Raw genomic sequence first — 12,561 nt, forward strand, 5'->3', positions numbered from 1 at the left:
GGGCTTGGCTGCCTGCGGACCACCGAGCGGCACCGGCTCCCTGGGTTCATCGAAGCTTCACGTCTCGACCAGTTCGGCGTCCAATAGGAATCGCCACGGGCTACCATCGGCTGCGCCGATGGGGACCTGGATTGGCTGCGCCTATGACCGCATCGCCAAACACGATTGGACGCTGACGAATTGGCCCGTCACGCTGTGAGCGTTCACTCGTCGTTCATCGGAGCGTGTCCGTGATGCCCACCCCGACCGTGGTTCTCGTGCACGGAGCCTTCACCGATGCCTCGTCCTACCAGCCGGTCACGAAGGGACTTCTGGACTCTGGCATCCCCGTGGTCGCCGTCGCCGTGCCGAACCGCAGCCTGATCGGAGACGCCGCGTTGGTCCGTGCCTTCGTGGAGACGATCGCGGGGTCGGTGTTGCTGGTCGGCCATTCCTATGGTGGAGCGGTCATCACCGAAGCCGGCACCGCGTCCAACGTCGCGGCGCTGCTCTACCTCGCCGGATACGCGCTGGCCGAGGGCGAAAGCATCGCGCAGCTCCAAGGCCGGTTCCCGGACTCCGACCTTCCCGACGCACTGATCCAGACACCGTTTCCGGCCACCGAGCACTCCGTCGCCGGGATCGACGTGTCGGTTGACCCCTCGGAGTTCGCCTCGGTGCTCGCCGCTGACGTCGATCCCGGGGTTGCGTCGGTGCTCGCCGTGTCGCAGCGGCCCGTGGCCGCCGCTGCGTTCGCCGAGCCGGCCACGACGGCGGCCTGGCGGGCTCGCCCGACCTGGGCGGTCCTGTGCACCGCCGATCGCGGAATCCTCCCGCAGGTTCAGCACTTCGGCTACGAGCGTGCCGGTGCCGCGATCCGCGAGGTCGACTCCTCCAATCTGGTGATGCTGTCTCAGCCTGCCGTGGTCGTCGATACGATTCGGGAGATCGTGCGAGCCCTCGGCTGACGTGTCGGCAAACCCCCAGGAACATCGCGGCCCCCCGCTACCAGGAATCTTTGCCGTATGAGTAGCCGCCAGTCATGATCATCGGGCATCGTGTCGGTTCATGGAGCTGAGGACCCTGGAGTACTTCGTCGCGGTGGCCGACGAGGGCTCGTTCACCCGGGCCGCCCAGAAGTGCTTCATCACCCAGCCCTCGATCAGCGCGCAGATTCAGGGGCTCGAACGCGAACTCGGCGAAGCGCTGTTCGACCGGACTCAGCGCACCACGGCGCTCACCGACGCCGGTCAGGTGCTGCTGCCCTATGCACGGCTGTGCATTCAGGCCGCCAACGACGCCAAGGCAGAGTTCTCCGCACGTGCCGGTCTGCTGCGCGGCGAGTTCCGGATCGGGACGGGAGGAGGGGTGGAACACACCACGACCCCGGTGTTGCTCGGCGCGCTTCGGAAGGAGTACCCCGGCATCGACATCATCGTCTCCGAGGCCACCAGCAAGCCACTGCTGGACATGGTGCTGCAGAACCAGCTGCACGCAGCCGTGATCGCCCGGCCCGTCGATGCGCTGCCGGCCTCGATCAGCACCTCGCCGTTGTTCGTGGACGAGATCGTCGCGGTGTTCGACCCCTGTGTGTTCCCACTCGGTGACGGTGACCCGCTCGAACTCAGCGAGCTGGCCCGCCATCCGATCATCACCTACCCGCGCACCAGCGCGTTGCGTGCCAGCATCGACCGGGTTGCTGCAGCGTCCGGTACCGAAGTCCTGGTCAACTGTGCGGCCAACGACGTACGCCTGCAGGTCTCCTTCGCCCAGCAAGGACTTGGAGTGGCGCTCAGCTCCCGCTGCGATCCCGCCCTCATCGGTTGCGGCCTCACCATCCGGCAGATCGCCCCGCAGATCGACTTCGAGAAGATGCTCGTCTGGCGCAACGACATTCCCGCGTCTGCGCCCTTGCGTGCATTCCTCGCGCTGTGGAACACCACGGTGAACGTGGAGGAGACTTCAGGCCAGGTGTGTACATGATTCCGACTGCCCGCCGAGGGGCGGCGACTCCGGTCCCTCGGCAACACAACGGATTCGGACGCATAGGTCTCGCCTATGGAGTGACCTCGAAGAACCAATTGGACGCATCGGCACCGTCCAAGCAAGGCTGCAGTGAATCCCCGGAACACCTCTCGGCGAGCAGCGCGGGCCGACACGCCGAGTAGTCCCGGACGCCCCCGCACCCCGACTTCACACGACGAAGGACGACACATGACCAGCGACCGCTCCACCCGCAGCGCCCAGCGCATCGTCGACGTGCTCACCGCCTACGAGGTGCCCTACGTGTTCGGCGTGCCGGGGGCGAAGATCGACGCCGTCTACGACGCTCTGGTGGACGGGGGGCCCGAACTGATCGTGTGCCGCCACGAACAGAACGCAGCCTTCATGGCCGGTGCCATCGGGAGACTTACCGGCACACCAGGTGTCGTGCTGGTCACCTCCGGCCCCGGCACCACCAACCTGGCCACCGGACTGCTCACCGCCAACACCGAGCAAGATCCCGTCGTCGCCCTGTGCGGCGCCGTGGGCCGGGCCGACCGCCTCAAGCGCACCCACCAATCGATGGACGCGGCCGCGTTCCTCACGACGGTCACCAAACACACCGGCGAGGTCAACGACGCCGACAACGCCGCCGAGGCCACCGTCGGCGCCTTCCGCGCCGCGCTCACCGAGCCGCAAGGCGCCGCCGCACTGGTGCTCCCCGCCGACGTGCTCAGTGCCCCCACTGAATCGGCCATCACCACGCGACACCCGGTACCGGCATTGGCCGGCGCACCCATCACCGGGATCCGCGCGGCCGCCGACCTCATCAAGGCGGCGAAACGCCCGGTTCTCCTGGTCGGCGTTCGAGGTGCGGCACCCGACAGCTGTGCAGCGGTGCGCGCTCTCGTGTCCGCCACCGAGCTACCCGTCGTCGAGACGTTCCAGGGCGCCGGCGTCATCTCCCGAGACCTGGAGTCGCACTACCTGGGACGCGTCGGATTGTTCCGCAACCAACCCGGTGACGTCCTCGTCGCCCAGGCCGACGTCCTGATCACCATCGGCTACGACGCCGTCGAATACGACCCGGGCCTGTGGAACGACGACCCGACCCGCACCGTCGTCCACATCGACTCCCTGCCCGCCGGCATCGACAACCACTACCAGCCCGTCAGCGAGCTACGCGGCAACATCGCCGACACACTCGTCGAACTCACCCGGCTGCTGTCCGGGATGACACTCGCCGACGGCTACGTCGACGACATCGCCCGTCAGCGTCAGGCGCTCGCCGACATCGACACCACCGAACGCGCGATCCCCGGCACGGCAACGGGACTCAACCCCACCTCCGTCGTGCTGGCGCTACGGGAACACCTCGACGACGACGCCACCATCGCCTGCGACGTCGGCTCGGTCTACATCTACATGGCGCGACACTTCCGGGTCTACGAACCCCGGCGGCTGCTGTTCTCCAACGGCCAACAGACCCTCGGCGTCGCGCTGCCCTGGGCCATGGCCGCCGCGCTGGTGCGCCCCGGCACCCACATCGTGTCCATCTCCGGGGACGGCGGGTTCCTGTTCTCCGCCCAGGAACTCGAAACCGCAGCGCGACTGGGCCTCAACCTCACGCACGTCATCCTGCGCGACAACACCTACGACATGGTCGGCTTTCAGGAGGTCCTCAAGTACGGCCGAAAGTCGGGCGTGCAACTGGGTGACTACGACATCACCAATTACGCAGCAGCCTTCGGCGCCCGCGGATACCGTGTCGACTCACTCGACGAGTTCACCTCCACGCTGGCGCAGGCCCTCGGCGAAGACGGACCATCGGTGATCGACGTCGCCGTCGACTACAGCAGGAACACCGACTTGGCCGCGCACCTGCACGACGACAGCTTCGAGTGACGGCCACCCCATGACATCAGGACACGGCACCCTCGACCAGTTCGTCACGTGGGCGCGCAAGGTCATCGCCCACCACGGCACGACGGTCACCGGCGATCCGCGCAGTGCCGAGGTGTTCCAGTCCTCGACCATGAGCGCGCTGCTCGACGGCGTCTACGACGGCGACATCACCATCGAGGAACTGTTGCGCCACGGCGACTTCGGCCTCGGCACCTTCAACCGTCTCGACGGCGAAATGGTCATCCTCGACGGCGTCTGCTACCACCTGCGATCAGATGGCAGCGCGACCGTGGCGAACCGCACCGACCGTTCGCCGTTCGCGGCGGTCACCCAATTCACGCCCAGCACCACCCTCACCGTCGACGTCCCCACCAGCCGGTCCGATGTCCTCGAGCTGATCGATCAGACGGTGGAGAGCCCCAACCTGATCTACGCGGTCCGGGTCACCGGTGCGCTCTCGAATGTGCGCACCCGCACCGTCAAGGCCCAGACACCGCCCTATCCCCCGCTGACCGAGGCCAGCGACGGTCAGGCCGAGAAGACGTTCGATCACGTGGACGGTGTTCTCGTCGGTTTCCGCACACCGGAATTCGAGCAGGGCATCTCGGTGGCCGGCTATCACCTGCACTTCCTCGACGACGAACGCACCAGCGGAGGTCACGTCCTCGACTTCACCCTGGACTCCGGGCACATCGCGATCAGCACCGCCTCGGAACTACACCTGCGCCTGCCGACATCCGGTGCATTCCTGCACGCCGATCTCGTCGGCGAGGACGTCTCGGCGCAGATCCACCACGCCGAGGGTGGCGACTGATCGACGCGCGTGGCCGCCGCTGACTCGCTGGGGTCCGTATCCACGAGCGCGCACCGTCATCGAAGGAGCAGTCATGACCGACATCAACGAGTCACCGCGCGGCGCCGCGCGGCGATTCACCCCGGAGCTGGCCGATCTCGTCGATTCTCCGCTCTACGACAAAGTCTGGAATGACGATCGGCTGAGCCCTCGCGACCGCAGCATCGCCACGCTGAGCGCCCTGATCGCGCTCTACCGGCCCGACGAACTGCGGGCACACCTGCGGCGCGGTGTCGACAATGGACTGACCACTGACGAGATATCAGCGTTGATCACACATCTCGCCTTCTACGCGGGGTTTCCCGCGGCCATCTCCGCTTCGGTGATCGCCGCGGACACATTGCTCTGAGCCGGCCCGCTCTCGGGCATGGCGCGAGCGCGAATACGAAGAGCGCTACCGGCTATCGCGGTGCGGCCTCCATGGCTTGTCGTGCCGCTCGGTGAAGATCGAGGCGCGAATACACCCCGAAGGCGCTGCCGTTGTCCAGGAAGCCGCCGCCCGGCCCGAGGGTCGCCGTCAGGATCGCGTTGGCCTGGTCGAGCGAGAGGTAGGGATACGCGGAGGTGAGGAGGTATCCCGCCTCGGGTGCCACCTTGCCGACGTCCGCGGCGGCATTCTTCGTACTCTCGAACACCGTTGGCAGGCCGTAAGTCTGGGTGGAGTCATAGAACCGGGCGTTGTCCTCGGGCCGTGCAAAGCGGCTCTGATCGTCCCTGGCGCACACTGCCACGGTGTTCCCACAAGCACCGGCGAGTGCGCCAGCGAGTTCGGATCGCGCCGCAGCCAGCGCCTGGCGGAAGTCGTCGATGCGTACCCCGTCGCGTTCCAAGCCGACGTACTCCGGCGTGTTCGCGAGCAGGTGCGCGATGTCGTAGGTGGCCAGCGTCCGTCCGCCGAGCACGTCCATGGCGTAGTGCGCGCCGATGATGACGCGGTCGTTGCCGTACTCGGCGGCGCGGGCCATCATCTCCGGGTAGCGGTCGGGGACCAGGAGGCCGAGCACCAGTGATTCGGTGTATCCGTAGGTGGTGTGGCCGCTGGGGTAGGACGGGCTGTTGACCAAGTTCTGCTCCGGCCCACGCAACCACGACGAACTGTCGGACGGCACCCCGAAGAAGTCTGCACCGCCGTAGGTCAGCAGGTTCGGCTCGGTCTGAAACGGCCGGGAATCGCCGTAGGCGTCGGCACCCGCACTGCCCGCCGGCAGGTCGTAGGCCTTGCCGAAGACGTCGGTGACTCCGCCCGCCTCCTGCAGGATCGCCAGCGCCTCAGCCGAAACCGGCGTCCTTCCATCGGTGGTCGCGTTGGCGAAGAAGTACTTCCCCGCATTGGAGTCGGCCTCGGTGGTGCTCGATGCGAAGGCGATCAGATCGGCGACGGCCGGCGACACGTTGGTGAAGTCCTCGTTGCCATCGGGGTCGCGGGTGTAGGACGTCAACCTCTGGTAGGCGCCACCGAGCTTGGTTCCCAGGCCGTCGGCGAGCTGGTAGGCGTTGCCGTCGGTGATGAAGGCGTCGCGCAGCGCCTGCTGCTGCTGATCGGCGAACGGCAGCAGGGTCGGCTGACCCGACGTTCCGTTCTGAATCGACCCCGTCACCCTGAAGTCGGCCGCCAGTGCGGCCCGGCCCGCGTCGGTGTCGATCAGGGTCGCGACGGGCGTCAACCCCCGCAGCACGCTCAGAGTCGTCACGCTCTGTGCCGTAGCGGTGGCCGGACTCAGCAGCGTGCCCGCGCAGACGATCACGGTGAGCAGACATCCACGCATCTTCATGGGCGATCCTCACGCAGCCGGAGCAGCTCGATTGTAGGGACCGTGACTCGACGGCCGCGAGGCCGCTCGTCGTGGAGTTCGCGACCCTGTTCCATCGGCGTCTCGACGACGTCGGTCATGTCTCGCGACGTGCCTCGGGGTTGGTAGCCCCGGAGTGCATGGTCTGACTCAGCGATACGTGACCCATGAGACTGGCGGGAGTAGTTGGATGGCGGCATGAGAACTCTCACGGACAAGTACATCGATGCCGTGAACAATGCTGACCTGGCCGGACTCGTCGCCTTGTTCACGCCGACGGCGACGCTGTCACAGAAGGACCGCCGCCACGAAGGTACCGATCAGATCGCAGATTTCTACCGAGAGCTGTGGCTGCCCGGACCGTCGGCCCATGAGGTCGAAAGGCAGTTCGCCGACGGCGACGCGCTCATCGTCCAGTTCAAGGCAGTCAGCCCGACGGGCGAAACACGGTACGCCGTCGATGTTTTCATCGTCCAGGACACGCTGATCGAGTCGCTCGAGATCTACTACCGTTGACATCCTCGCGCTCGGAATATGAACCGTCCGGCGTCTCGAGCATCGCGAACTCTGCGCGGTTGACATCCAGGCCAACGGTGGTGTCGGGCCACTCGCCCGCGACCTCGTCACGGCCGACGACCTCAGGACCCAGGTTCGAGAAGTGAAATGACCACGAACAATGGCTCTCGGGCATGGATGTCGGCAGGGCCGCAGTTCGAATGGCGCACGGACCCCAATCCGCGCCGGTAGTCACCGTCGCGAGGTCGGTGACAACGCGATTCTTCGCTGGTCGGGGCGGTGACCGTTTGACCTCAACGCTCATTGTGAGACGCGGTGCGCACACTTCTCGACGCGGTTGCCCCCAAACGGCCACCTCACGGAAGCCGGTCGCAACCACATTCCGGCCCACGCTGGCCAATGACTACCGCACGGCAAGACCGCTAAACCCCATTTCGGACGCCTCTTGGCTCCGGCATGGCGTACGCCGACATCGGGTCCCGTGCATGCCGTGGGGACGGTCCACGATGTCCTCGCGCCCGCGCTCGACGGTCCCGTATGCGTTGCTCCGTTCCGCCGGCGCGCGTACCCGGTGTCCCTCGCCGCGAGTGACTTCCGTGTGCGGGTGTAACGGTAAGCCCGTCTCCGGTCTAGAGGTGTTCGGCGGCGGTGAAGAGGACCAGCCCGATCATTCCCACCACCACGTCCACGATCGTGAGGGTAAGCATCTGCGGCGACACGGGCCGGGTTGTGTCGACGAATTGTGGTGCGATTGCGACAAAAGACGATCAACTTCGGGTTGGTCAGATTGAGACGAACGCATGTCGCCACCCGACGTGGGTGACGGTGTCATCGGCGGCGCCGGCTCGGATGCCGCCGACCCCGAGGTAGAGGAGGTAGAGGGCACCCACCACCTGAATGGCAACCAAGGCCACGGGCGCTGCAGTAAGGAGCGTTGAGACGCCGACCGTCGCGAGTAGCCCATGGCCGAGCAAACCGCCCTGGGTGCCCAAACCCGTACGGACACCGTTCCACGCGCCATCGGTGGCACCGCGCATCACCATCAACCAGTCCGGCCCCGGAACTAGATACGCAATGACCGCTACGCCGATGAAATCCCAGCAGCGACGACGCATCCACGCTCACGTGTGTGCCCCCTCGTCGGTTCTCCACACGCTGGTGCACTGCGCGAGAGCTGACGGAGATCGCGGCACGGCGGGGGCACGCAGCCCGCGCGCTTGTCGGCGCTCTTCGGCCTCGGACCTCGCGGCGTCATTCTGTGCCCAGCGGGTGCGACCAAGCCCCCTGGGTAGCCCCCGGCCGTCACTTGCAGGCGCATACTCAAGTCCTGACCGCCAGCTCGACACCTCTCTCTGCGGGCAGCGGGAAGTCATCTACATGAAGATCCCTCCGATCCAGGACGATGGCCTTTCCTCGGCCATGCACGACGTGGCGAGCAGGATCGATGCCTACCAAGAGATCGGGGACGTACTAGCCGCCGTAACGGCTGCAGCCGTAGACCTGCTCGAACACGTTGACTACGCAGATGTTCTGACGATTGCCGATGGCACGTTTCGATCGGTGAAGCCAACGACACCGGTCATCGTCGAGTTGGACCAGTTGCAATTCGACGTCGGCGAAGGACCATGCCTTGACGCCGCGACGGGCAGCGAAGCAGTCGTTCGCTGCGCCGACCTGAGGGTGGACCGACGGTGGCCGGCATTCTCGGCAGGCGCCGTCGAGAGGGGGGTCCACACCGCATTGTCGTTTCAGCTCTACACCCACAGCAGGGGCGCGGGAGCGCTCAACATGTTCGGCCGTGCACCGCACACGTTCGACCCGCAAGCAGAAACGCTGGGCTCGATGCTGGCGACGCAGGCTGCCATCGCCATCATCGCCGACGACCGAACCACTCAGTTCAATTCAGCTCTCGCCAGTCGCGACGTGATTGGCCAGGCGAAGGGCGTCATCATGGAGCGCTTTGCCATCGGCGCGTTGGCAGCGTTCGAGATGATGCGCCAGCTCTCACAGGACCGGAACGAGAAGTTGACGGTCATCGCACAGCGCGTCATCGACTCCCGTCCGTAAACGGTGCCGTGCCAATCAACCGTCGGCCTTTCGGTACGGTCCGAATCCATGCGAAAGACGTTGCAGCTCAGTGATGACGGTCCCGAGCGTCGATGGACCAGCGGACGCGCCTGCAGAATTGCATTTCGTGAGGCCCCCCGGCCAGCTCACGTGGGCGGCGATTCTCAGCGTGCCGCCAACATACGGCTCAACAGCTGGCGAGCGATTCGGGTCACCAAGGCACGATCATTACTTGCTGCGACATCGAAGAACTGACTCCCGTCATGGTTTGCGTGGTCCTCCGATGGGACCTCACGACAAACGACAGTGGCCGCGATGTTCGCGCCAAGTGCGACGACGATGAATTGACCACGAAGGGAATCGTCGTGGTCGAAACACACGCCCCTTATGCCGAAGTCTAGGGTCTGGGCCACATCGACCCCGAAGACCGCCACCAACGGAGAGCGTTCGGCCAGATGCCCGAGCCGGGCCCGCGTGTCCCCGGTAAAGGACATCGCATTCTGCAGTGCAGATAGCACCATGGGCGGATCGCTGGCCTCGAGTGCCTGCTGCGCAAGAGAATCCGACAGCGCGATCACAGTCGACCTGGGATACCGCCGAACTGCCATTGGTCTCGGCTCGACTCGTGCAATCTGGTAGTTCAGCATCGCCTCGAACGGAGATCCGAAGTCGGCACAGGAATCCTGGGTTCGTATCGGTGGCCACGGAGAGCTGGTAGCGGCGTCCTCGCTCAACGGCTCAGGGTGTCCGAAACGGAAGCCCTGCCCCATGGTGGCGCCTAGCGCAAGCGCCCGATCGAAGTGCTCCTCTGTTTCGATGCCCTCTGCCACCACATGGGCACCTGCACGCTCGTGATGCTCGAGCACGGCTGCCCACGTGCGTGCTTGACGGTAGCGGGGTTGCGACTGGACGACGGTTAGATCGAGCTTGATCACATCCGGCGCCAAGACATCGAGAAGTGCAAGCGACTCAGCCGCTGAACCAACGTCATCGAGCGCCACGGCGAACCCCTCGTCACGCAGTGCGACCACCTTGCGCAACAAGTTGGCCGGGTCGGCGAGCAGATCGCGTTCGGTGACCTCAAAGACGATCTGATAGGTGTCCGCGCCGTAATCGAGGACGCTGCTGTGTGACCGACTGACGAACGGTGCGGCGGCCTCACAATTGATGAACAGCGCGCTGCCCGGGGTCAGACCGGCGTCTCTCGCACCAGTGATGGCCGCTTCGATGCAATTACGCTCCAGTCGTAGAGCCTGGCCAGAACGCGCCGCATGGCGGAAGACGGCTTCGCAAAGTGCGGTGGGGACATGCGTCCAACGGGCCAGCGCCTCGAATCCAACCGTGCAGCCCTCTGGGAGCGAAACGATGGGCTGATAGACGGTTCGAAGCCCATCACCTGCGACCGCCCGGTCGAAGCCCTCGGGGGACGTCGACCTTGAGTCCATCATGGACGGTCTTCTGACCAATGCATCTCGTTCCCACCTGCGTCGTCAATCGCTGATCGACCACTCAGCATTGGCGTCGCCAACTTCCCAAACATAGACCCCCGGGTGGCGTGCGATGTGCCGACTTCGTCGTACTCGTTTCATCGCCCGGTGCGATACCGAGGTGTAGTCCCACCTCAGCCCATCGACACCGTCAGGGATGTGGGGCAGACGAGTCCGCACCGCCCTGGACCGGCCCGGCGTCCGACCGATTCGGACACAGCAATTCACCGTTCGAACTGCGCAACATCGCGCTACTCGACCAACCGCGCGGACGGCAGACTTTCTGGTGCCGGATCTTCGTCGAGGGTACGAAGCCGCGGGAGGTAAGAAGTGAGCAACGCCCACGAGGCGAGGGTGGCCGTGGTGACCGGGGGGTCGGGTGGCATCGGCCGCGAGATCGTCCAACGCCTCGCCGACGACGGATTCGCCGTTGCGGTGCACTACTCGGGCAGTGCCGATCGGGCCGCCGAGGTGGTGTCGGCCGTCACCGAGGCGAACGGTTCGGCATTCGCAGTCCAGGCCGACGTCGCCGACGAAGACGCCGTGTCCGCGATGTTCGACGAGGTGACCAACCGTTACGGGGGCGTGGACGTCGTCGTGAACACGGCCGGAATCATGATCCTCTCGCCCCTGGCCGAGACGTCATTGGACACCTTCGACCGCACGATGCGCACCAATGTTCGGGGCACGTACGTCATCTCGCAGTGGGCGGCGAAGAACCTCCGCGACGGGGGCGCGCTGATCAATTTCTCGTCGTCGGTGGTGAAACTGGCGCTGCCGACCTATTCGGCGTATGCCGCGAGCAAGGGCGCGGTCGAGGCCCTCACCTTGATCCTCGCCAAGGAACTGCGGGGTCGCAACGTCACCGTGAACACCGTGGCTCCGGGGCCGACCGCGACGCCGCTCTTCCTGGAGGGCAAGAGCGACGAACAGATTCAGCACATGGCCGAGATGGCCCCACTCGCCCGGCTCGGTGAGCCCGCCGACGTCGCGGACGCGGTGTCGTTCCTGGCCGGTCCGGCGCGGTGGGTCAACGGGCAGACCATCTACGTGAACGGCGGCGTGATCTGATGGCCAAGACGATCGTGGTCACGGGAGCGTCGAGCGGATTCGGCGCCATGACCGTGCGCGAGTTGGCCTCTGCCGGGCACACCGTCTTCGCCGGGATGCGCAACCTCGAGACCAAGAACCAGAGGGCGGCGGCCGACGCCATCGCCCATGCATCCGAGCATTCGGTGGATCTGCGGCCCGTCGAACTCGACGTCAGCGATCAGCAGTCCGTCGACGACGCCATCGCGTCGATCCTGTCCGACGTCGGTCACCTCGACGTGGTGGTGCACAACGCCGGTCACATGGTGTTGGGTCCGACGGAGTCGTTCACACCCGAGGACCTTGCACAGGCCTATGACGTCAACGTGCTGTCGACGCAACGCGTCAACCGTGCCGTCCTGCCGCACATGCGGGAGCGCGGTGACGGACTGCTGGTGTGGGTGGGCTCGACCAGTACGCGCGGCGGCACGCCGCCGTACCTGGCTCCCTACTTCGCAGCGAAGGCGGCCGAAGACTCGCTGGCCGTGAGCTACGCCGCCGAACTCGTTCGCTTCGGCATCGACACGTCGATCATCGTGCCCGGATCCTTCACCTCCGGAACCAACCACTTCGCCAACGCCGGCCAACCCACGGACGGGGACACCGCCGCCGCCTACGAATCCCGCTACGGCGGGCTCGTCGACCAGGTGACCGAGAAGCTCAACGAATTGTCGCCACCGGACGCCGACCCGTCGGAGGTGGCACGCGCCATCCGTGACGTGGTCGACACTCCGAAGGGGCAGCGCCCCTTCCGCGTTCACATCGATCCCGCCGACGACGGCGCCGAAGAGGTGAACGAGGTGGGCGATCGCATACGGCGGAAGTTCTACGAGCGACTCGGATTGAGCGACCTGCTGCGTCCCGCACCATAGCGCTGCGTGACAGTCTTTCG

General features: G+C 65.8%; 12 protein-coding genes. 9 read left to right on the top strand and 3 right to left on the bottom strand.

The window, feature by feature from the left end; genetic code table 11:
- Positions 1 to 233 precede the first annotated feature (233 nt).
- The 5 genes from AC1MEY_RS23600 (at position 234) to AC1MEY_RS23620 (ending at position 5,069) form a co-directional block, all read left to right on the top strand.
- Positions 234 to 947, top strand: a complete 714-nt coding sequence (locus AC1MEY_RS23600) for an alpha/beta hydrolase (protein ID WP_480227795.1) — start codon at positions 234 to 236, stop codon at positions 945 to 947.
- Positions 948 to 1,047: 100 nt separating this feature from the next.
- Positions 1,048 to 1,962 carry a LysR family transcriptional regulator gene (locus AC1MEY_RS23605; RefSeq protein WP_480227796.1) on the top strand — a complete coding sequence of 305 codons (915 nt, stop codon included), beginning with the start codon at positions 1,048 to 1,050 and terminating at the stop codon, positions 1,960 to 1,962.
- A gap of 231 nt (positions 1,963 to 2,193) precedes the next feature.
- Entirely contained in the window at positions 2,194 to 3,867 is a 1,674-nt protein-coding gene (gene alsS / locus AC1MEY_RS23610) for an acetolactate synthase AlsS (protein ID WP_480227797.1), read from the top strand.
- Positions 3,868 to 3,997: 130 nt separating this feature from the next.
- The gene (gene budA, locus AC1MEY_RS23615) at positions 3,998 to 4,681 is read left to right on the top strand and encodes an acetolactate decarboxylase (RefSeq protein WP_480231638.1); all 684 of its coding nucleotides are present in this window, start codon (positions 3,998 to 4,000) and stop codon (positions 4,679 to 4,681) included.
- Positions 4,682 to 4,754: 73 nt separating this feature from the next.
- A complete protein-coding gene (locus AC1MEY_RS23620; protein WP_480227798.1) occupies positions 4,755 to 5,069 on the top strand; it encodes a carboxymuconolactone decarboxylase family protein in 315 nt (104 codons plus the stop codon).
- A 52-nt stretch (positions 5,070 to 5,121) separates the two neighbouring features.
- Here AC1MEY_RS23620 and AC1MEY_RS23625 read toward each other — a convergent pair whose 3' ends face one another.
- Complete coding sequence (locus tag AC1MEY_RS23625; RefSeq protein ID WP_480227799.1) at positions 5,122 to 6,492, bottom strand: phosphatase PAP2 family protein; 1,371 nt, start codon at positions 6,490 to 6,492, stop codon at positions 5,122 to 5,124.
- Positions 6,493 to 6,708: 216 nt separating this feature from the next.
- Between AC1MEY_RS23625 and AC1MEY_RS23630 the strand changes: the two genes are divergently transcribed.
- Positions 6,709 to 7,026, top strand: a complete 318-nt coding sequence (locus AC1MEY_RS23630) for a nuclear transport factor 2 family protein (protein ID WP_480227800.1) — start codon at positions 6,709 to 6,711, stop codon at positions 7,024 to 7,026.
- Positions 7,027 to 7,808: 782 nt separating this feature from the next.
- Here the strand turns inward: AC1MEY_RS23630 and AC1MEY_RS23635 are convergent.
- The gene (locus AC1MEY_RS23635) at positions 7,809 to 8,141 is read right to left on the bottom strand and encodes a LysE family translocator (protein ID WP_480227801.1); all 333 of its coding nucleotides are present in this window, start codon (positions 8,139 to 8,141) and stop codon (positions 7,809 to 7,811) included.
- Positions 8,142 to 8,403: 262 nt separating this feature from the next.
- Between AC1MEY_RS23635 and AC1MEY_RS23640 the strand changes: the two genes are divergently transcribed.
- A complete protein-coding gene (locus tag AC1MEY_RS23640) occupies positions 8,404 to 9,093 on the top strand; it encodes a GAF and ANTAR domain-containing protein (protein WP_480227802.1) in 690 nt (229 codons plus the stop codon).
- A 164-nt stretch (positions 9,094 to 9,257) separates the two neighbouring features.
- Here AC1MEY_RS23640 and AC1MEY_RS23645 read toward each other — a convergent pair whose 3' ends face one another.
- On the bottom strand, positions 9,258 to 10,541 hold the full coding sequence (locus AC1MEY_RS23645; protein ID WP_480227803.1) for a sensor domain-containing phosphodiesterase: 1,284 nt from the start codon (positions 10,539 to 10,541) through the stop codon (positions 9,258 to 9,260).
- Positions 10,542 to 10,910: 369 nt separating this feature from the next.
- Between AC1MEY_RS23645 and AC1MEY_RS23650 the strand changes: the two genes are divergently transcribed.
- Positions 10,911 to 11,651, top strand: coding sequence for an SDR family oxidoreductase (locus tag AC1MEY_RS23650; RefSeq protein WP_480227804.1), 741 nt, complete (start codon positions 10,911 to 10,913; stop codon positions 11,649 to 11,651).
- Positions 11,651 to 12,541 carry an SDR family oxidoreductase gene (locus AC1MEY_RS23655; protein WP_480227805.1) on the top strand — a complete coding sequence of 297 codons (891 nt, stop codon included), beginning with the start codon at positions 11,651 to 11,653 and terminating at the stop codon, positions 12,539 to 12,541. The genes AC1MEY_RS23650 and AC1MEY_RS23655 overlap by 1 nt, the downstream gene beginning before the upstream one ends.
- Positions 12,542 to 12,561: the final 20 nt, after the last annotated feature.

The organism is Mycobacterium sp. PTI7 (genome assembly GCF_056679845.1).